This is a genomic window from Pelosinus sp. IPA-1 (genome assembly GCF_030269905.1).
Taxonomy (GTDB): Bacteria; Bacillota; Negativicutes; order DSM-13327; family DSM-13327; genus Pelosinus.
Window position 1 is genome coordinate 38,728 of the sequence record NZ_BSVC01000004.1, and the last position, 20,899, is coordinate 59,626.

Below are 20,899 nucleotides of genomic sequence, written 5' to 3' on the forward strand. Positions count from 1 at the left end.
ATGGAAAGAAGAATAATAAAACTTCGTAAGTTTATGAATGAAAATGATTTACACGCAATGCTTGTTAGTAAACCGGAAAATGTACGGTATTTCAGTGGATTTAGTGGTTCAGCCGGTATGTTATTAATCACTAATAACTCTAACAAGTTATTAACGGATTTTCGTTATATTGAACAAGCTACTGCTCAAGCTAAGCAATTTGAAATAGTACGCTATAGCGCAACTTTATGGAAAACATTGGCTGATCTTGTTAAGAGTTCGGATCTTTCAAAAATTGGCTTCGAAGGTGATTTTATCACTTATGATGGGTATCTTGAAGTAGTTGATACTCTTCCTATGATCTCTTTAGTACCAGTTAAATTAGATAACTTGCGTATGGCAAAAGATGATGCTGAAATTGTTTCTATTAAGAAGGCCGTAGAAATTGCTGACAATGCCTTTTTACAAATCCTGTCTTTTATAAAACCTGGAATGACGGAGCAGGAGGTTGCTCTTCAATTAGAATATTATATGCGCAAGCTTGGTGCAGAAAAGCCAGCATTTGATACTATAATGGCTTCTGGTGTTCGTGGGGCATTACCCCATGGCAGAGCTTCCGAGAAAGTAATTGAAGTCGGCGATTTTGTGACAATGGATTTTGGTGCAGTGTATAAGGGCTATCATTCTGATATTACACGTACCATTTGTATGGGCAAAGCCAATACGCGGCAAAAAGAAATATATGGAATTGTCCTTGAGGCACAATTAGCAGGTGTCAAGACTGTTGCTCCTGGAAAAGTTGGCAAAGAGATTGATATAGTATCTAGAGATATTATTACTAATGCTGGTTTTGGTGAATTTTTCGGTCACGGGCTAGGACATGGATTGGGGCTTAATATCCATGAAGAGCCGAGGCTTTCACCTACTAATATACATACTGTTTTATTGGAAAATATGGTAGTAACAGTTGAACCAGGAATTTATCTGCCTAATTGGGGTGGAGTTCGCATTGAAGACACTGTTTTAGTTAGTACTGAAGGGTGTCAGATATTGACTGCTAGTAGCAAGCAGTTGATAGAATTAGACTAATTTATTTTTACAAATTGAATTTTTGGAGGTAGCAAAATGATATCAAGTGGTGACTTTCGTACAGGTGCAACAATTGAAATTGACAATAATGTTTGGCAGATAGTAGACTTTCAACACGTAAAGCCAGGTAAAGGTGCGGCTTTTGTGCGCACGAAAATGAAGAATGTACGTACTGGAGCGGTTGTTGAACGTACGTTTAATCCAGGTGAAAAGTTTCCTAAGGCTCATGTTGATCGTCGTGAGATGCAATTTTTGTATGAAAGCGATGGCAGCTATAACTTTATGGATAATGAAACCTATGAGCAAAGTGAATTATCCGCTGATCAATTAGGTGATGCAGTAAAATATTTAAAAGAAAATATGACTATTGGTATTATGTTTTTCCAAGGAACTATTATTGGTGTAGAATTACCAGTGGCAGTTGAACTTACAGTAGTTGAAACAGACCCTGGTATTCGCGGCGATACAGCAACTGGTGGTACTAAACCAGCGAAAATGGAATCTGGTTGTGTAGTGCGTGTACCTTTATTTATTAATATTGGTGATGTTCTACGAATAGATACCCGTACAGGTGACTATTTAGAAAGAGCGTAATTAGCGTTATATAGGGGTATAAAAGATTATTAAAAAATCTTTTATACCCCTATTTTTTATTTTTATATGAATAGATAATTCGAAAAATAGTTAAAATAAGTTGTAGTGACAGTTGAAAAAGTAACGAGAATAACTGTCTAACTATTGGGTATAATGACAATATCGTAGTAAATTACTTTAAAGGGGGTTATTCATATGGCAAATATTAAAGAACGAGTAGCTTATTTACAAGGATTAACGCAAGGGCTCAATGTCAGTTCTCACTCTGCCGAAGGTAAGTTGTTAATAAATATTATTGATGTCCTTGATGATATGGCTGAGGAATTTAGTAACATTCAGATGGTGCAAGAGGACTTAGAAACGTATGTAGAAAGTATGGATGAAGATTTAACAGATTTAGAAGAAGAAGTATATGATGATGTTGCTGGGGAAGAATTAGTAGAGGTGCAATGTCCTTCTTGTCACGAAACAGTTAGTTTTGAGTCCAGTTTATTAGAAGATGAAGATGATCTAGAAGTTTCATGTCCTCATTGTGGTGAAACTGTATATGATAGTGCATTAGAAATTGAGGTTACGGATATTGGTGATGGACAAATTAATAATAACTTTAATTATGGACTTCACCCAGGAATTTAGTAGTATATTAAAATGAATATACTTTTTCTTGGTTGTTGATCTTTTATATGAAATTCTAGTTTGCAAAAAAATCCCGGGAAACCGGGATTTTTTTTGTGTTATTGGCATAAATTTCTAGTTACTCCATATCTATGTAAAGAAAGGATGTAAAATATATGACTGATAGTAAACTTATTTTAGTTAAGAATATCTTAGAAGATTATATCTATCCCGTCTTACCTTATAAGTTAGTCACTATGATACGAGAGATACCTTTAGAAAAATTAATTGACCTAACGGAAATAAGATTACGAGTAAATCAGCCCCCACTATTGGTATTAGCTAATACCGATATCCTTGTAAGCCCTATGGGAAAAGAATCAACTATTCATGGAAAAACTTATGTATGTAATCAAGATGACCTACAGAAAACATTGCAACTTATTAGTAAAAACTCACTATATGCCTTTGAGGAAGAGTTGAAAATGGGGTTTTTAACCATAGATGGTGGACATAGAATCGGTTTAACTGGACAGGCAATTGTAAATGCTGGAGAGGTTAAGGCACTAAAACACATAAGCTCTCTCAATATTCGTTTAGCTAGAGAGGTCAGGGGATGTGCTGACAAAATTATGCCATTTATTATTACTAAAGGAGGTCATGTCTTAAATACCCTAATTATTTCACCCCCCCGCTGCGGAAAAACTACAATTTTACGGGATCTTATAAGGCAAATAAGTGGAGGATCTAAAATATGTAAAGGGTTGCAAGTGGGGGTTGTTGATGAACGCTCAGAAATTGCTGCATGTAAGAACGGAGTCAGTACTGTTGATTTAGGGCCTCGTACCGATATACTTGATGGTTGCCCTAAAGCTATAGGTATGTTGATGTTGATTCGCTCAATGTCACCGGCTGTAATAGCAACAGATGAGCTGGGGAGGGTTGAAGATATATATGCCGTTCATGAAGCCTTAAATGCTGGTGTTAGCGTACTAGCAACGGTACATGGTCGGAATAATAACGACTTGTTATACCGACCGTATGTGAAAGAGTTATTAGAAAATAAGTCCTTTGACCGTTACATTATCTTGGGAGACAGTCCATCTGTCGGTACTATTGAAAGAGTTATCGATAGTAAAAGTAATGAAATTTTATGGGACATAACAACAAAGTAATTCACTGTGGATCATTTTTCCATAGTAAAAAGGAGTAACGATGTTGCTAAAAATAATAGGTAGTATTTTGGTGTTAATAACAAGTTCCTATATTGGGTTTAAAATGGCGGCCTCGTGCCAAGAAAGACCTCGCCATCTTCGGCAAATCATAAGTTGTATTGCATCAATGAGATCTTATATTTTATACGCCCGTGTTCCTCTACATGAAGCTGTGGCTCAATGTACGAATGGAATCTATGGGCCTGTAGCTACTTTTTTTCAGAAAATAGCCACTATGCTAGAAAAGCAAACAATATTGACTCCCCAGGAAGTGATAAGTAAGGTTTTACATGAAATGCAAGGGAGTTTAATGTTAAATACTCCAGAAATAGAAGTACTACATGTTTTAGGTGGAAATTTAGGTCACATGAATTGTACGGAGCAAGAAAAATACCTATTGTTAGTAATTGAACAGTTAGAGCGATTCGAGAATGAAGCAACAAGATTGCGCGATCTTAATACTAAAATGTATCGCTACTTAGGGGTTTGTGGGGGAATGGCTATAGTAATTATATTAGTCTAATAGGTATTAGCTAGTTATTTTAAATAGCCGAAAGGTGGTAGTACTATGAAGGAGGATAATAATGGGCCTGGATATATTATTTAAGATTGCTGGTGTTGGTATTTTGGTTTCCGTTTTTCATACAGCACTAAAACAGGCTGGTAAAGAAGATATGGCACATTTATGTACACTGGCAGGATTTACTGTAGTTTTATTATGGGTTGTTCAATTATTAGGAAGACTATTTACTACAGTACAAGATGTTTTTAAGTTATTTTAAGGGGTGCAGGGTGTGGAAATTATTCAAATTGTCGGGCTTGGATTTGTTGTAACCTTACTTATCTTAACAATTAAACGAGAAAGGCCGGAAATTGCCGTACAGTTAAGTTTAACCTTAGCAACCATCATCTTTTTAATAGTTCTTACTAAAATTAATGTTATTCTAAATTTATTCCGTGATATGGCGGATAAAGCTAATATTAGTCAAATGTATTTAAATACGATATTAAAAATTATTGGTATTTCCTATATTACTGAATTTGGAGCTCAAGTATGCCGAGATGCAGGCGAAGGAGCAGTAGCAGGTAAAATTGAATTTGCAGGTAAAGTGTTAGTTATGGTAATGGCCGTTCCTATTATCGCTTTGGTAATGGATACCATTGTCAGATTGATTCCATGAGGTGAAACATGAAAATATTTATTATGGCAATAGTATGGCTAATGATTAGCATAACTAGTGTTTTTGCCAATCCCTTAAATAGTGTTGAAATTGAGCAGCAACTATTAGAGAAAGTTTCTCCTGAAAACATTAATCAATTTATTCAGCAAGTTAATCAAGAACTAAATGATGAGATGCCCTTATTAAATAGTGACACCATTCATGGTATAGCAACTCAAGGCTTAAATGTAAGCTGGCAACATCTCAGGCAATCCATAATTGCAAATTTCTTTCACGAAATAACAGTAAGTACTCATTTAATGGGTAAATTATTATTTCTAGCAGTATTATGTGCTATGTTACAAAATCTACAGAATTCATTTGAAAAATCTAGTATTTCTTTATTAGCCTATAGTGTTTGTTTTATTTTTATGTCATCGATTGCTCTAACTGCTTTTTATAATACATTAAAATTAGCAAGTCAAACAGTGGGGTATATGGTTGGATTTATGGAGGCTTTGTTACCCCTTTTAATGTCACTCTTAGCAGGAGTTGGGGCGATAACTTCTGCAAGTTTGTTTACTCCCTTAATGTTATTTGTCATAAGTAGTATGAGTGTTATTGTTAAAGATGTGGTTTTGCCTTTGTTATTTTTAACAGCAGCTCTTGAATGCTTAAACTTTCTTTCTGATACATACCGTTTAAGTAATTTAGCGAGTATATTAAAACAATCAGGCATGATAATACTCGGCTTTTCAATGGTAATATTTATTGGAGTTATTACAATTCAAGGTACAGCAGGTAGTATTGCCGATGGGCTAGCACTGCGCACGGCAAAATTCGCAACAGCAACCTTTATTCCTGTAGTAGGCAAAATGTTTGCCGACACGGTGGAATTAGTAATGGGCGCATCCCTACTTTTAAAAAATGCAGTTGGAATTTTTGGTATTATCATAGTATCTATGATTTGCATACTTCCCTTAATTAAGATATTATCTTTAATTTTGGTGATAAAAATTTCTGGTGCATTAGTACAACCACTAGGTGATGAAAAAATGGCAAAATGTCTTGATTCTATAGGAAATAATTTATTTTTAGTATTTGGTGCAGTATTAACAGTTGCTTTAATGTTTTTTTTAGATATAACCATGATTCTAGCTGCAGGTAGTGCAGCTATGATGCTGAGGTAGGTGTTTTTTATTGATTGCTATGTTTACTGGCTGGGTTAAATATATTATTTTTGTTGTTTTATTTGCATCATTTTTAGAACTTTTATTACCAAGTAGTAGTATGCAACGATTTGTCAGGGTAATCATGGGATTATTTATTATGTTAGCAATTATGAATCCAATTATTTCAATAGTACAAAATCATTTAATACCAACAAACCAAATACCAGCACTGAGTACAAATTTTGGTAATTCCATAATGAATGATTCAATGAACATGTCTAACGATCGTGAAAAGTTATCTCTTGAACTGTATAAAAAAGAATTAGCCCAGCAAATGAAAATTTTAGTAATGGCTATTGATGGTGTAGCCGATGTTCATGTAAATATAGAAGTTAATACCGTCAAGAATAGCAGTATAGTAAGTGGTATTGAAAGTGTTATTTTATATATTAAGCCGGGTTTATCGGCAAAGGATCGGAAAGTTGCTGCCGTATCAAAGATAACGATTGGCGAACAAAAAGATAAATCTGAAGACCCATATATAGATCTAAAAAAAAGAATCTCGGAGATAGTAACAGAGCTTTACCAAATTCCCAAAGAAAAAATTGAAGTAAAGACTATACATCCATAAAGGAGTGAGTAATATATGAACGGTTTAGATACTGTTTTATCTTATACAAAAAAAATGTGGCCAAGGCAATTACTAAAAGATGGGGTACTAAACTCACGATTAATTTGGTTAGGTATTTTAGGAATAGGGCTCTTGTTATTGGGAGGAGTATTTGATCATTCCTTAATCGATTCTAATCAAAAAACTCCTACTGAAGTCAGTAAGAACCCTACTCCAGTAAATCGTAGTTATGAAGAGATTGTAGAAGGCAAATTAGCAAATGTATTATCACAGGTAAAAGGTGCCGGATCCGTTGTTGTTAATATCACGTGGGAAAATAGTAGCACGCAGGAACATGCTAAAAACGTAACAAAAGAAAGTAAAACCATTCAAGAAAAAGATACTTCAGGGGGAATTCGTAGTACTACTGAAACCAAAGAGAGTGAACAAATTCTGGTAGGCAAAGAAAATGGTATCGATCGTCCAGTTCTTGTGCGAGAAGTAAAGCCAATAATTAAAGGTGTATTGGTTATCGCTGAAGGCGCATATGATTCTAATGTTAAGGCAAACTTAACGAAAGCTGTAGAAGCTGGTTTAGGGATTCCTTCCTATAAAATAACTGTATTAGCTCAAAAAAAGTGAGGAGTTTATTATGAAAATATTCACTTTCCATAAAATAAATAAATATACTATATTTGCTGTTGGACTGGGTATAACTATAATGATGCTTGTCCTAGTAAAAGGTTTAGGTGCAATGCTACAAGCGAAAGTAAATCAATCGAATGCAATGCAGGTTTCCGCTACAAGTGTTTCTGAACCCATTATACCTAATAGTAGCCCAGATTTTTTTATCGAATATCGATTGGAACGAGACAAGATTCGAAGTGAGCGCTCAGACTTACTAAGAGAAAATATCAAAAATGCAAAAACAGATGATAGTAGGAATCAAGCCCAAATTACAATCCTAAAAATGATTGCTGAAAAACAGAAAGAAACTGAGATGGAAAGCCTAATAAAATCGCGCGGATTTGCTGATGCATTAGTATTTGTCAGAGAAAATTCAGTAAGTGCCATAATAAAAACCACCTCCTTATCCCGGGAAGAAGTAGTTCAAGTAGCAGATGTAATTAGTAAGGTCTCAGGAATGAAATCTGAAGATATTTCAATTAGCGCAAAACCTTAATATTTGCAAGTTGCATAGCTAGTTTGTAAAGATGGAAAATGTTTGTTATAATAAAATAGCTATCGTAACGTAATTGTATTATTATATATAGTATAAAAATTATCTTGAAATGGGGGGGATTTGTGAGTGGATAAACGTGAACGCAGTGAAAAGATGGAAAATAATGACGTTGGCTCTATTCGTATTGCGGATGAAGTCGTAGGGATTATTGCAGGTATGGCTGCCACCGAAATTGCTGGCGTAGCAGGAATGAGTGCAGGCTTGGTAGGTGGTATTGCGGAGATGCTTGGCAAAAAAAGCCTGGCTAAAGGCGTAAAAGTAGAGGTTGGCGAGCGTGAAGCTGCCGTGGATTTATACATAATTGTAGAATATGGCGTACGTATACCGGACATTGCATTAAGAGTACAAGAAAACGTAAAACGTGGAATCGAATCAATGACAGGGTTAGATGTTGTAGAAGTTAATGTTCATATACAAGGCGTGGGCTTTAATCAGGATGGTAAAGAAGAGGATATTCGTGTGCGGTAAAGTCATGTTGTAGCAGCAGTCGTGTAGAAAGGAGTAATATATGGGAATTTTTGATCGCATCATTTTATCTATTTACACCTTATTGTTAGCAATTTTATCAATAGGCGTAATCTTACTTTCTTTGCGCCTTATTTCTTTGGAATGGGTTTGGACAAGTATTTCGCTTCTTAGCGGACAATGGGAAGTTGGTTTGGTAGGGGCGGTGTTTTTATTGGTAAGTATTCGGTTGTTACTAGCAAGTATACGTTCTCACCGAATTAAAGAAACTATAGTTCATCATACCAATATGGGTGACGTACATATTTCACTTGATGCCATAAAAAATTTAGTTGAAAAAACAGCTAGACATACACGCGGTGTACGAGGAGTTAAAGTTCGTGTTAGTCATGATGGAAAAGGTTTAAAAGTATCTTTAAAAGCAGTTGTTAGTCCAGAAAACAACGTTCCAAGTGTTTCAGAAGAATTGCAAAAGAGAGTTCATGCCTATATAAAAAATACGGTTGGTGTTGAGTTAGTTGATGTACAAATTTTAGTTGAAAATATATCTAATGATTTTAAATCTAAGCAACGTGTAGAATAATAGTTAAGAGAGAATTCTCTAGTATGTAAAGGAGTGTAAATATGAATTCCGAGTTACTAGCAAAAATATGGCAGTATCATAGCGGGAAAATTGTAGGTTTAGTGACAGGGTTTTTAGTTGGTATTTTCATTTTAGTATTCGGTTTTTTACATACTATGTTTGTAATGCTATGCATGGTTGCTGGTTATTTGGTCGGCAAACGAATTGACGAAAAAGAAGACATTATGGATATTTTGGGTAAATTATTGCCTCCAGGATATTATCGTCAATGAAAAAAGTATGGTATACTATAAGTCCAATAGTAACGATGTTGTTATAAAAAATTTTGTATGACATACCAAATGTCATGAATTTTGTTTTACAACATTGGAGTGAAGCATAAGAAAAGAGGGAAGTTATGAGCCGTAGACAAGCCCGTGAATTGGCGCTTCAGACTTTATTTCAGTTAGATTTTAACACTACAGGTAAAGATGAAGCTCTACAGACAGCATTAAGTGAACATGATAATATTGATGAAAACACTAGAAAATACACCGAGAATCTTGTTATTGGCACCCAGGAACATTTAAAAGAAATAGACACAATTATTGGGGACATTTCAAACGATTGGAAAATAGATCGTATGCCTGGAATTGATCGAAATATTGCTAGGATGGCAATTTATGAAATGAATTTTGGTAATGAATCATTACCACCTAATGTAGTCATTAATGAGGCTATTGAATTGGCCAAGCTTTTTGGAACTGAAGAATCAAGTCGATTTGTAAATGGAATTCTAGGAACATTGGTCAAAAGAACGGACAAGTAAACTATAGTTGCTCGTCTATTAGTACCATTCAGTATTTACTTTGCATATGATACATAAAAAACATATGCGGAGGTGCTTTCTATGTTTAGATATATGTTATTTGGGGCGGCAATAGGTGCATTTATAGGTTATCTTATTCCGCCAGGTAGCTTTTTTTGGTTTATATTAGGAGTAACTGGTGGTTATATAACATGTCAATGTGTAGAGCAGCGTCGATATTGAAGAAAACTATCCAGACTTTCGTCTGGTTTTTTTTGTACTCATGTTATATGATAAATAGAAAATATAGTTGATAAAGTGATTTTATCAACTATATTTTCAAATGAAGGTGAATTATGAATATAGTTAGTGTAAGTGAAATAACAAAATACATAAAACAACTTTTTGAGTCCGATGCTAAAGTTGCATCTGTGTTAATACGTGGAGAAATATCAAATTTTAAGAAACATTATTCTGGGCATTGTTATTTTACTCTCAAAGATAGTAATGCTACAATTAGAGCTGTAATGTTTAAAAGCCGCGCACAATATCTAAAATTTGAACCAAGGGATGGCATGAAAGTGATTGCTGGCGGCCAAGTCACAATATTTGAAAGAGATGGCCAATATCAGTTATATGCAGTCCAATTGGTACCAGAAGGAATTGGCGAATTAAGTATCGCTTTTGCCCAGCTAAAAGAAAAGTTGGAGGCAGAGGGACTATTTAATGATGAGCATAAACAAACACTACCAATGTTACCAAAAACAGTGGGTATTGTTACTTCACCAACAGGTGCAGTTCTTAGAGATATTATTACTGTATCTAAACGAAGACATCCCGGCATCTTACTAAAGTTATATCCTGTTCAGGTACAAGGACCAGATGCACCTTTACAAATTGTCCATGGAATTGAAGTCTTTAATAAACTGTGTAATGTTGATGTTATTATTATTGGCCGTGGTGGGGGCTCTATTGAAGAATTATGGGCATTTAATGATGAGAGAGTGATAAGAGCTATTGCCGCTTCAAAAATTCCTATTGTCTCTGCAGTTGGCCATCAGACAGATTATACCTTGGCAGATTTTGTAGCTGATCGTCGGGCAGCTACGCCATCGCAAGCAGCAGAATTTGTTGTACCTGATGTCAGAGAGCTTTACAAATATGTCTCTACCTTAAAAAGTATGTTAGAAAGTAATGCACGGGGTGTATTGAAGAATCATCGCATGAGGCTTGAGCAATCTGCGAAGAGCAGAGTTTTTAAATATCCCTATGAGAACCTAGCAATAAAACAACAACTGGTCGATAACCTGCTGCAAAATTTGCAGCAGGTTATGAAGAAAATGGTCATAGAAAAACAACATGGTTTTAAAATTATGGCCGAAAAGTTATCAATGCTGAATCCACTAGCTGTATTGGCACGAGGATACGGTATTGTGCGTACAAACGATGGACAACTGGTTAACAATGTTAAGACACTGCAGCCAGGAACAAGAGTTGAAATTGTGCTCAATGAAGGTTTGATAGATGCTGAAATAATTCGCGTACAGGAGGGGCATTATGGTAAGAGCTAAGAAAAAAGAAGAGTTAGATGAAATGTGTTTTGAAAAGGCTTTGGAAAATCTAGAAGCCATTGTAAAGCAGTTGGAAAAAGGAGAATTACCATTAGATGAATCATTAGCCAACTTTGCTGAAGGAGTAAATTTATCAAAAATTTGTTTAAATAAATTAAATTATGCTGAACAGCAAATAGATAAAATTTTATTAGAAGAAAAGGGAAAAGTAATAGAAAGACCCTTATTGTTAAAGGAGGACGATAGATGTTAAAACAATATTGTCAGGAAAAAGGTAAAATAATTGATGAAGCTTTAGGCAAATTTGTTTCCTGCGAAAATATGTATCCACCAGCTATTTTTGAAGCTATGCGTTATAGTTTATTTGCGGGTGGAAAACGTTTACGTCCGATATTACTCATGGCAGCTGCTGACGCCGTAGGTGGAACAGGTACTGATTATCTTAATATAGCCTGCGGGTTAGAAATGATTCACACCTATTCTTTAATTCACGATGATTTACCAGCAATGGATGATGATGATTATCGAAGGGGTAAACTAACTAGCCATAAAGTTTTTGGTGAAGGTATGGCTATTTTAGCTGGAGATGGGCTATTAACTGCAGCATTTACGGTTATGTTGTCTCAGCCCGCCGTTAAGCCTGATGTGCTAGTAAAAGTCTTAGGGGAAATTAGTACTGCTGCGGGTGCTACAGGTATGATTGGTGGACAAGTCATTGATTTGTCTTCTGAGGGAGAAGTTATTTCTATTGATACTCTCGCTTATATGCACCAAGCAAAAACAGGAGCCTTATTTAAAGCTGCTCTAAGAGCTGGGGCACAATTAGCAAGCGCAAAAGAATGGCAAATTGAAGCATTAACAAAATATGCAGAACAATTTGGTTTGGCTTTTCAAATAACGGATGATATTTTAGATGTAACTGGATTGCAAGAAAAAATTGGAAAACCAATTGGTAGTGATATGAAAAATCACAAAGCAACCTATGTAACCTTATATTCTTTAAATGAGGCAAAGATAATGGCAAATCAAGCCGTAAATCAAGCCCTAGAAGCGTTAAGTCATTTTGGTCATGAAGCAGATATCTTAAGGGAAATGGTACGGTCTTTATTAACACGAGATAATTGAGGTGTTTATTGTGGCAGAGTGTATCGCTCTTATGGGAAAAAATATAATATTGGCAACCGCTCTGACTGCTTGGTTTTGCGCTCAAGTTCTCAAGACATTAACGTCTTATTGGAAGCATGGTGCGCTTAATTTTGAACGTTTAGTAGGTGCGGGCGGAATGCCTAGTTCCCATACTGCATTAGTAATGAGCTTAGCCTGGGCTGTAGGACTTCATGATGGCTTTGATTCATCATTATTTGCTGTAACTATTGTATTGGCAAGTATTGTTATGTACGATGCAGCTGGAGTACGTAGAGCAGCTGGGAGACAAGCAAAAGTTATTAATAAGTTAGTGCGTCAGCTACGTGCGGAACATACAGTACGTGATATTCGCTTGAAGGAGCTCTTAGGGCATACGCCTCTAGAAGTATTAGCGGGAGCAATATTAGGAATTACTATTGCCCATGGCTTTAAGAATTTATTAGGATAACAAGTATATTCATAAGGGCTTTGTGATAAGCCCTTAATATCACAGTAACTATAGAAAACTTAATGCTGATTGAATCATGTTATGTTATAATGTTTTTACAGATTGTGGATTACTGAAAGAGGGTTGTTATATTTGAAGACAATACTTGAGGCCATTAATAAGCCCCAAGATTTAAAAAAGCTCTCATTTGTACAAATGAGAGCTTTAGCGGAAGAAATTCGTCATTTTTTAATCTGTTCCGTCTCTAAGACAGGCGGACATTTAGCCCCCAACTTAGGTGTTGTAGAGCTAACGATTGCTATACATAAAATATTTAATAGTCCCGTTGATAAAATCGTATGGGATGTTGGTCATCAATCATATGTACACAAAATTTTGACAGGTAGGCGTAATGAGTTTTCATCGTTACGTCAGTTTGGCGGTATAAGTGGATTTCCTAAAATTAGTGAGAGTGTGCATGATGCTTTTGGCACAGGTCATTCTAGTACGTCTATATCTGCTGCATTAGGAATGTCACTAGCTAGAGATATCGTAAACGACAAAGAAAATGTACTAGCTGTTATCGGTGATGGTTCTTTGACTGGCGGTCAGGCCTATGAAGCATTAAACCATGCTGGACATTCAGGAACAAATATGATTGTTATTCTTAATGATAATGAAATGTCCATTGCTAAAAATGTTGGTGCTATTTCGGAATATTTGTCTAAAATGCGTACAGAGCCAAAATATACAAAAGTTAAACAAGATATTGAATTTTTGTTACGACGTATTCCAGCGATTGGTGACACAGTAGCAAAAACTGTAGAACGTGTCAAAGACAGTTTGCGCTACCTACTAGTCCCTGGCGTTCTATTTGAAGAATTAGGATTTAATTATATTGGCCCGATTGATGGACATAATTTAGAATTGCTTTGTGAGGTTCTTGAAAAAGCGAAAAAGATGCAGGGGCCTATTTTAATCCATGTTCTTACTTGTAAAGGAAAAGGTTATAAACCTGCTGAATGTAATCCAGGTAAATTTCATGGTGTTGGGCCTTATTGTGTCGAGTCTGGCGAAGTGATAAAAAATGGTAATACCCCGACCTATTCAAGTGTCTTCGGTGATACTCTGCTAGATTTAGCACAGCAGGATTCACGCATTGTGGCGATAACAGCCGCTATGCCGGAAGGAACTGGTCTCAAGAAGTTCGCAGCAGCCTTTCCTAAACGGTTCTTTGATGTAGGTATTGCTGAACAAAATGCGGTTACCATGGCTGCGGGCATGGCAGTTAAGGGAATGAAGCCAGTAGTGGCCATATATTCAACTTTTTCTCAAAGAGCATATGATCAGATTTTACATGATATCTGTTTGCAAAAACTACCTGTAATATTTGCATTAGACCGGGCCGGAATTGTAGGTGACGATGGTCCAACTCATCATGGATTATTTGATTATAGTTTTTTGCGGCATATTCCCAATTTAGTAATAATGGCACCAAAGGATGAAGATGAACTACGTCATATGCTGCTTACGGCAATCAATATGAATGGGCCAGTTGCCATTCGTTATCCACGTGGTAGTGGTCTAGGAGTCCCCATTGATAAGCCTTTACAGCCTATTTCCATAAGTTGTGCTGAGGAACTAAATAGCGGCACAGATGTAGTCTTCTTAGCAGTTGGTTCTATGGTTGAACCTTGCCAATCAGCCAGTAAGTTACTTGCCTCAAAAGGGATAAGCGCTGGTGTAGTAAATGCTAGATTTATAAAACCGTTAGACGAGCAGATTATCCGAAAATTATCGCGGGACGTTGGTGTTATTGTTACGGTAGAAGAGAATACCTTAACTGGAGGATTTGGATCAGCCGTTCTTGAATATATAAATACGCAGAGTTTTAACTGGGTTAAAGTACTACGGTTGGGTTTTCCTGATAAGTTCATTGAACAAGGCGTACGAACTCAACTATTGGAAAAATACGGTTTGACAGCAGAAGCTATTGCTGCTGAGGTAAATTCTTTTGTCCAAAAATTTGGAGCGCGGTGAAAAATGAGTAAAGTACTTAAAGAACGTTTGGATGTTTTATTATTGGATAAAGGCTTAGTTTCTAGTAGGGAACGAGCTAAGTCTTGTATTATGGCAGGATTAGTATTTGTTGATGAACAAAAGATCGATAAAGCTGGTACTTTAGTGCCAGTAGATAGCAACATTGTTGTTACTGGTGATAATATTGGTTACGTAAGCCGTGGTGGATTAAAATTAGCAAAAGCCTTGAATTTCTTTTCCGTAAATTTAGTCGATAAGGTTATGGCGGACGTAGGTGCTTCTACAGGTGGATTTACGGATTGCGCATTAAAAAACGGTGCTAAACAGGTCTATGCAATTGATGTTGGCTATGGTCAATTAGCTTGGTCTCTTAGAACTGATAGTCGAGTTATTAATATGGAACGTACTAACATTCGTAATGTTACCTTAGAGCAACTAGGACAGCCCTTAGATTTTGTTTCTATTGATGTTGCATTTATATCACTAACAAAAGTATTACCTGTTATTAAAACGCTATTATCCTTGACTGGTACAGTAGTGGCTTTGATAAAACCACAATTTGAGGCCGGACGAGGAAAAGTTGGCAAAAAAGGAGTAGTAAAAGATCCTTTAGTTCATAGTGAGGTTATTCATAATGTTATCAATCATGCCTGTGAATTAGGATTTACCCCCCTTGGCCTTACGTACTCTCCAGTAAAAGGTCCAGAAGGTAATATAGAATATCTTGTTCATTTAGCAAATTTTACAGCAGAGATAGGAGTTACTGGTGAGACCATAGAAAAGATTGTACAAGAAGCTCATGCGGGAGCCATATAGAAAGTTGTCATTGGCAAAGCAATTTTATTATAGAGTGTACTAAAAGCCGCGCAACCTTAATGTAACAAGGCTGTTTTAATGGCAGGGGATTAAATCACCTGCCATTATGGTGTATTTAAATAATGGGGGATTGTGTGTGTTAACAATAGGTCTATTTCCTAATACGAACAAGCAGAGTGTAGTTACTGTGCTAGGTTGGATGGTGCAGTACTTTAAAGAGCATGGTGTACGTGTTTTATTACCTACAGAGGCTGCACAAAAAATGGGATATCTAGAGTTAGCCTGTGGTCAAAAAGATATGGTAAAGGAAATTACAGTAGGTGTTACAATAGGTGGCGATGGGACATTATTAAATACAGCAAGAGAAATTGCTTGTGCTGGTATACCTATATGCGGAATTAACATGGGGCAATTAGGTTTTTTAACCGAAGTAGAGCTCCCCGATTTAAGCAGCTCCTTAGATAAGCTTATTCGTGGAGAGTATCACATTGAAGAACGATTGATGTTAGATGCAATAATTGTTCGTAGAGGCAAGACCATTTATGTTTCTCCCGTTTTAAATGATGTGGTAATCAGCAAAAATGGAGTCTCACGTATGATTAAGTTCAATCTGTTTGTTGATGAAGAATTAACAGCTAATTATGCAGCTGACGGTTTAATTATTGCCACAGCAACTGGTTCCACAGGGTATTCATTATCAGCAGGCGGTCCCATTATAAATCCTAAGTTAAAAGTGATTGTATTAACACCTATTTGCTCTCATACATTACATGTCAGACCATTAGTAGTTTCTGATGAAGAAGAGATAAAAGTAGAGATGATAGCAAACCAGGATGATGTTGTTTTAACAATTGATGGTCAGACAGTATATAGCTTATTGCCTGAAGATACTGTGCTCGTAAAACGTTCATCCTTTAGGGCACAATTTATACGACTTAATAATAGAAGTTACTACGAAACACTACGTACTAAACTATGGCGGAGTGAAACAAATGCAAACTTTTAATGCAGTCAAATTAGCACAATATTTATTACTCCCGAAAGTTAATGAAGCGCAATGTATGATAGATGCGACGGCTGGAACAGGTAGGGATACTTTATTCTTAGCAGAAAATTCTCCCGCAGATTCCATTATTTGGTCATTTGATATTCAACAATTAGCAATTTTTAAAACACAAGATTTACTTAATCATCATAAAGTGGCTCCTGACAAGGTAAAATTGGTAGCAGATAGCCATGTTAGTATAGCTTCTTATGTAAATACTTCTATCGATGTAGCTATGTTTAATCTAGGATATTTACCTAATGCAGATCATACTATTACAACGCATTGCCAATCAACAATAGAAGCTTTACAACAAATTTTAGATTTACTTTGTATCGGCGGTCTCATTTCCGTAGTAACCTATCCTGGGCATCAAGAAGGATCTCTAGAGCAGCAGGCTGTAAATGAGCTATTTAAATCATTACCATCAAAGTTATTTACTGTGGGCTCTTGGTCTATGATGAACCATAGTAATCAACCTCCCATATTATATGTAGTTGAAAAAACGAGGAGTGAAGCCTGTGAAAGTTTTGCGTCACGCCAAAATAAAAGCAATAATTGAAGACAATGTAATTGAAACGCAAGAAGAATTAGCTACTGCATTGCGCAAGCAAGGAATTGAAGTAACACAGGCTACCGTCTCAAGAGATATAAAAGAATTGATGCTTATCAAAGTCCCTGCTGGAGATGGCCGCTATCGTTATGCTTTTCCTGTAGAACAAAGTGCAGCTTTTCTACAACCCCGTATGGAGCGAATATTTCAGGATTCTGTTATTGGTATAGATTATAGCGAAAATATTGTAGTGATAAAAACATTGCCTGGTACTGCACAAGCCGTTGCCGCTGCCATAGATAATACCAAATGGCCAGATATTATTGGTACAGTAGCTGGTGACGATAATATTTTGGTTGTTGTTAAGCCAACGGATGCAGTTCCCCAGGTGATGGCAAAGTTACATACTTTATCACAGTAAAAATTAGGAGAGAAATTACGTGTTAAAATCATTGACTGTTACTAATTTTGCACTAATTGAGCAGGCTATGGTGGAATTTGATGAGGGGTTAAATATACTAACTGGAGAAACAGGTGCTGGTAAGTCGATCTTAATTGATGCTCTCAGTATTATCCTAGGCAACCGAGCATCTGTTGATTCGATTCGCACTGGTTGCGATTATTTTCGGGTTGAGGCAGTATTTGATATTTCCAAGAACTCTACCATTTATAAAATAGTGGAAGATCAGGGCATTATCGTAGAAGATGATGCAATATTAATCATAAGCCGTCGTTTTTCTCGACAAGGTAAAAATGTTATATTGATTAATGGATGCCATGTTACTGTAACTATTTTACGACAAATAGGTGAAAAACTTGTTGACATGCATGGTCAACATGAAAATCAGGCTTTATTGCGTCCCGAGTCTTATTTATTTTTATTGGATGCTTTTGATAATAAAATTAAAGACATTTTGGGTGAATATCATATCGTTTATCAGAATTGGCAAGAAATAATGAAACAGCAATCGTTACTCGAACAAAATTCAAGAGAACGAGCTCAACGTATTGATATGCTCAGTTGGCAAACACAAGAAATAGCTGCTGCAGAACTAAAACCCAATGAAGAGGAAGACATTGAGAGGCAATTACCCGTACTAGCTAATGTTGAGAAAATTACCACTGCTGTCAATCGTGCCTATTTTTTGTTAGAACAAAGTAGTAATGGAATGAAAGGTATTTTACCGGCACTGGCTGAGGTAAAACATGAACTAGAAGTCATTGCTCGTTATGATAACCGAATACAGGGGCAACTTACTGTTATCAGTGATGCTTTATACCAATTAGAAGAAAGTTGCATGGATTTGCGTGTATATAGTGATCAAATTGATTATGATCCCAATAATTTATCCGTATTGCAAGAGCGTATGGATTTAATTTATAAGCTGAAAAAAAAGTATGGTGGAAGTACTGCAGAAATATTAGCTTATTATGAGTCTGCACTTTCCGAGTTGTCTGATATTCATAATTATGATAAAAATATTATCAAATTGCGCGAACAACAGAAAGAATTAGAAAAGTCATTAGGGCAATTATCTGAAAAGATTACGGCTTTGCGACAAGAAGCTTCTAAATTACTTGCTAAACAGATCTGTAGGCATTTAAATGATTTAGGTATGACAAACGCGAAATTTAGTATAGAAGTAACAAAAAGTTCAAACTTTACTTTTAATGGAGCTGATGAAGTAATTTTCTTATTCTCAGCCAATCTTGGAGAACAAACTAAACCCTTGTATAAAATTGCTTCAGGTGGTGAACTTTCTCGTATTGCTTTAGCTATAAAAACAGTTTGTGCCCATCGTGATGCTGCTGGTATTATGGTATTCGATGAAATTGACGCTGGAATAGGCGGTCAGGCTGGGCATATGGTAGCAGAAAAGGTTGCTAAAGTAGCATCGACTAGACAAGTGTTGTGTATCACTCATTTGCCACAGATCGCTTGTATGGCTGATCGCCATATCTATATAAAGAAGCAAATTGAGGGTGAAAGAACAAATACTGTAATCCAAGTTTTGGATAAAGAGGAACAATTGCTTGAAATAACAAGGATGATTTCAGGTACTAATATAACAAAAATAGCATTAGACAATGCCAAACAAATGTTTGATTCTGCCTATCGTAAAAAAGAAAAATGGTAAAATAAAGCGCAAGCATAAGCTTGCGCTTTATTTTTCGTCAAAATAGCCGAATTTCAAAATACATAAGATTATACGCGAATAACAACAGAATAATAGCCTTATAAAACGGGAATCTTTAAAGTTAAGAGGTTAAGAAGAAAAAATAAATTTTCTTGCTGTCTTCTCTTTACTCAAACGTATGACTGTTTTTTTCTAGGTAGTTTTGAATACGATTAGGGAGGGGGAAATAATAAAAATATGAAAAATAGTAGGTACCGTTCTCTTTTGGGAATGTGTCTTGCAGTGTTAATTGTTGCCTTCTGTTTTTCGCCGCAGTTCCGTACTATCTATGAATTTCCACCTCATATGCGTATCATTGAAGGAGAGGTTGCATTATTTAATGTTAATTTTCCTTTAACACTAAGTGTTGAGCCCGATGCAGAAGACCAATCCGCTCTGCCCAAATATGCATTATCTAGGTCCGTATTCTTAGAAACTTTAAAATTAAGAACAGCTACTATTCAATTTAAACTATTGGGTATCATTCCTATTCGGACAGTACAAGTAGATGTGCTACCAACTATTAAATTGGTTCCTGGAGGACACTCGATAGGTGTTGTATTACATTCTCGGGGCGTCATAGTAGTTGGGAATTCACCTGTTTCTACGAATAATAATGAGCAATATGTAACGCCGGCGAAAGATGCAGGAATTACTGTTGGTGATGTTATTTTAAGTATTAATGATATTCCTGTACAAAGTGATAGCCAAGTAGCCGAAATTATTGATAATGCTGGCAGACAACAGGAAATATTAAAAATACTTATCAAACGTGGTGAAGAACAAATAACAATTAATTTAAAACCAGTGTTATGTAATGATACCAAAAGATACAGAGTTGGATTATTTGTACGTGATAGTGCTGCTGGTGTAGGTACCTTGTCTTTTTATGATCCGAAAACTCATGCTTATGGAGCGTTAGGGCATGTAATCACAGATAGCGATACAAACCAACCGATTGATTGTGCTCAAGGTAAAATAGTGTCAGCGGCAGTGTCGGGAATTCAACATGGTAAGAGAGGACAACCAGGAGAAAAAATTGGTGTATTTATTGATGAAGACCATCTACTGGGAAATATACAGAAAAATACGAAGTTTGGTATATATGGACAGTTGCATGATAACATAGCAAACGACCTATATTCTGAAGCAATACCTGTTGCTTCAATGAATCAAGTTCAGACGGGGCCAGCTGAGATTTTAACAGTTGTAGATGGGCAAACCATTGAGCGTTTTAAAATTGAAATTCAAAAAGTAAACCTACAAGAATACCCTGATGGTAAAGGACTTGTCATTAAAATAACTGATCCTATTCTACTAGAAAAAACAGGTGGTATTGTCCAAGGTATGAGTGGTAGTCCTATTATTCAAAATGGTAAGTTAGTTGGTGCAGTAACCCATGTATTTGTTCATGATCCAACTAGAGGTTACGGATGCTTTATTGACTGGATGCTAATGGAAATTGGCGTAGTTCCTAAATCTGAAAAACAATCTGCCAGAAAACTATTTACGTTTTCTGGTTTTTTTCTGGAAAATACATATTAATGATAGATAGAACGTCTTTGTAATATTTAGGCAAAATGTGTAACAATTTAACGATAAATAATAAGCTA

General features: G+C 36.0%; 27 protein-coding genes. All 27 read left to right on the forward strand.

Annotated features, from left to right (window positions below; all coding sequences use genetic code 11):
* The gene (locus QSJ81_RS09825) at positions 1-1,068 is read left to right on the forward strand and encodes a M24 family metallopeptidase (RefSeq protein ID WP_285717244.1); all 1,068 of its coding nucleotides are present in this window, start codon (positions 1-3) and stop codon (positions 1,066-1,068) included.
* 36 nt (positions 1,069-1,104) lie between these two features.
* Positions 1,105-1,662 (forward strand): elongation factor P, encoded by a 558-nt coding sequence (gene efp, locus QSJ81_RS09830; protein ID WP_038670344.1) that lies wholly within the window; start codon positions 1,105-1,107, stop codon positions 1,660-1,662.
* Between the two features lie 195 nt (positions 1,663-1,857).
* Positions 1,858-2,298 (forward strand): CD1247 N-terminal domain-containing protein, encoded by a 441-nt coding sequence (locus QSJ81_RS09835; RefSeq protein WP_038670346.1) that lies wholly within the window; start codon positions 1,858-1,860, stop codon positions 2,296-2,298.
* Positions 2,299-2,453: 155 nt separating this feature from the next.
* Positions 2,454-3,452, forward strand: a complete 999-nt coding sequence (spoIIIAA, locus tag QSJ81_RS09840; protein ID WP_285717245.1) for a stage III sporulation protein AA — start codon at positions 2,454-2,456, stop codon at positions 3,450-3,452.
* Between the two features lie 40 nt (positions 3,453-3,492).
* A complete protein-coding gene (gene spoIIIAB, locus QSJ81_RS09845; protein WP_285717246.1) occupies positions 3,493-4,014 on the forward strand; it encodes a stage III sporulation protein SpoIIIAB in 522 nt (173 codons plus the stop codon).
* Positions 4,015-4,075: 61 nt separating this feature from the next.
* A complete protein-coding gene (gene spoIIIAC / locus QSJ81_RS09850) occupies positions 4,076-4,273 on the forward strand; it encodes a stage III sporulation protein AC (protein WP_038670352.1) in 198 nt (65 codons plus the stop codon).
* Between the two features lie 12 nt (positions 4,274-4,285).
* A complete protein-coding gene (spoIIIAD, locus tag QSJ81_RS09855) occupies positions 4,286-4,672 on the forward strand; it encodes a stage III sporulation protein AD (protein ID WP_038670353.1) in 387 nt (128 codons plus the stop codon).
* Between the two features lie 8 nt (positions 4,673-4,680).
* Positions 4,681-5,841 (forward strand): stage III sporulation protein AE, encoded by a 1,161-nt coding sequence (gene spoIIIAE / locus QSJ81_RS09860; RefSeq protein WP_285717247.1) that lies wholly within the window; start codon positions 4,681-4,683, stop codon positions 5,839-5,841.
* Positions 5,842-5,860: 19 nt separating this feature from the next.
* A complete protein-coding gene (gene spoIIIAF / locus QSJ81_RS09865) occupies positions 5,861-6,454 on the forward strand; it encodes a stage III sporulation protein AF (protein WP_285717757.1) in 594 nt (197 codons plus the stop codon).
* Between the two features lie 15 nt (positions 6,455-6,469).
* A complete protein-coding gene (locus QSJ81_RS09870; protein WP_285717248.1) occupies positions 6,470-7,075 on the forward strand; it encodes a SpoIIIAG-related protein in 606 nt (201 codons plus the stop codon).
* Positions 7,076-7,085: 10 nt separating this feature from the next.
* Positions 7,086-7,616 carry a SpoIIIAH-like family protein gene (locus QSJ81_RS09875; RefSeq protein ID WP_285717249.1) on the forward strand — a complete coding sequence of 177 codons (531 nt, stop codon included), beginning with the start codon at positions 7,086-7,088 and terminating at the stop codon, positions 7,614-7,616.
* Between the two features lie 126 nt (positions 7,617-7,742).
* Positions 7,743-8,144, forward strand: a complete 402-nt coding sequence (locus tag QSJ81_RS09880; RefSeq protein WP_285717250.1) for an Asp23/Gls24 family envelope stress response protein — start codon at positions 7,743-7,745, stop codon at positions 8,142-8,144.
* 40 nt (positions 8,145-8,184) lie between these two features.
* A complete protein-coding gene (gene amaP, locus QSJ81_RS09885) occupies positions 8,185-8,724 on the forward strand; it encodes an alkaline shock response membrane anchor protein AmaP (protein ID WP_285717251.1) in 540 nt (179 codons plus the stop codon).
* Between the two features lie 41 nt (positions 8,725-8,765).
* Positions 8,766-8,996, forward strand: coding sequence for a DUF2273 domain-containing protein (locus QSJ81_RS09890; protein ID WP_285717252.1), 231 nt, complete (start codon positions 8,766-8,768; stop codon positions 8,994-8,996).
* Between the two features lie 125 nt (positions 8,997-9,121).
* Positions 9,122-9,532, forward strand: a complete 411-nt coding sequence (nusB, locus tag QSJ81_RS09895; protein WP_038670370.1) for a transcription antitermination factor NusB — start codon at positions 9,122-9,124, stop codon at positions 9,530-9,532.
* Positions 9,533-9,613: 81 nt separating this feature from the next.
* Complete coding sequence (locus QSJ81_RS09900; protein ID WP_285717253.1) at positions 9,614-9,754, forward strand: hypothetical protein; 141 nt, start codon at positions 9,614-9,616, stop codon at positions 9,752-9,754.
* Positions 9,755-9,867: 113 nt separating this feature from the next.
* The gene (xseA, locus tag QSJ81_RS09905; RefSeq protein ID WP_285717254.1) at positions 9,868-11,082 is read left to right on the forward strand and encodes an exodeoxyribonuclease VII large subunit; all 1,215 of its coding nucleotides are present in this window, start codon (positions 9,868-9,870) and stop codon (positions 11,080-11,082) included.
* Positions 11,069-11,335: an exodeoxyribonuclease VII small subunit gene (gene xseB / locus QSJ81_RS09910; protein WP_285717255.1), complete on the forward strand. Its 267-nt coding sequence runs from the start codon at positions 11,069-11,071 to the stop codon at positions 11,333-11,335. The genes xseA and xseB overlap by 14 nt, the downstream gene beginning before the upstream one ends.
* A complete protein-coding gene (locus QSJ81_RS09915; protein ID WP_285717256.1) occupies positions 11,329-12,207 on the forward strand; it encodes a polyprenyl synthetase family protein in 879 nt (292 codons plus the stop codon). Before xseB ends, QSJ81_RS09915 begins: the two co-directional genes overlap by 7 nt.
* Positions 12,208-12,217: 10 nt before the next feature.
* On the forward strand, positions 12,218-12,676 hold the full coding sequence (locus tag QSJ81_RS09920) for a divergent PAP2 family protein (RefSeq protein WP_038675076.1): 459 nt from the start codon (positions 12,218-12,220) through the stop codon (positions 12,674-12,676).
* 132 nt (positions 12,677-12,808) lie between these two features.
* The gene (dxs, locus tag QSJ81_RS09925; RefSeq protein ID WP_285717257.1) at positions 12,809-14,695 is read left to right on the forward strand and encodes a 1-deoxy-D-xylulose-5-phosphate synthase; all 1,887 of its coding nucleotides are present in this window, start codon (positions 12,809-12,811) and stop codon (positions 14,693-14,695) included.
* Positions 14,696-14,698: 3 nt separating this feature from the next.
* A complete protein-coding gene (locus QSJ81_RS09930; protein ID WP_285717258.1) occupies positions 14,699-15,511 on the forward strand; it encodes a TlyA family RNA methyltransferase in 813 nt (270 codons plus the stop codon).
* Positions 15,512-15,647: 136 nt separating this feature from the next.
* Positions 15,648-16,517: an NAD(+)/NADH kinase gene (locus QSJ81_RS09935; protein WP_285717259.1), complete on the forward strand. Its 870-nt coding sequence runs from the start codon at positions 15,648-15,650 to the stop codon at positions 16,515-16,517.
* The gene (mnmM, locus tag QSJ81_RS09940) at positions 16,504-17,118 is read left to right on the forward strand and encodes a tRNA 5-(aminomethyl)-2-thiouridylate-methyltransferase MnmM (protein ID WP_285717260.1); all 615 of its coding nucleotides are present in this window, start codon (positions 16,504-16,506) and stop codon (positions 17,116-17,118) included. Before QSJ81_RS09935 ends, mnmM begins: the two co-directional genes overlap by 14 nt.
* Entirely contained in the window at positions 17,078-17,530 is a 453-nt protein-coding gene (gene argR, locus QSJ81_RS09945) for an arginine repressor (RefSeq protein ID WP_038670385.1), read from the forward strand. Before mnmM ends, argR begins: the two co-directional genes overlap by 41 nt.
* Before the next feature lie 19 nt (positions 17,531-17,549).
* On the forward strand, positions 17,550-19,247 hold the full coding sequence (recN, locus tag QSJ81_RS09950) for a DNA repair protein RecN (protein WP_285717261.1): 1,698 nt from the start codon (positions 17,550-17,552) through the stop codon (positions 19,245-19,247).
* A 237-nt stretch (positions 19,248-19,484) separates the two neighbouring features.
* Positions 19,485-20,831 carry a SpoIVB peptidase gene (gene spoIVB / locus QSJ81_RS09955; RefSeq protein ID WP_285717262.1) on the forward strand — a complete coding sequence of 449 codons (1,347 nt, stop codon included), beginning with the start codon at positions 19,485-19,487 and terminating at the stop codon, positions 20,829-20,831.
* The last annotated feature ends 68 nt before the right edge of the window (positions 20,832-20,899 follow it).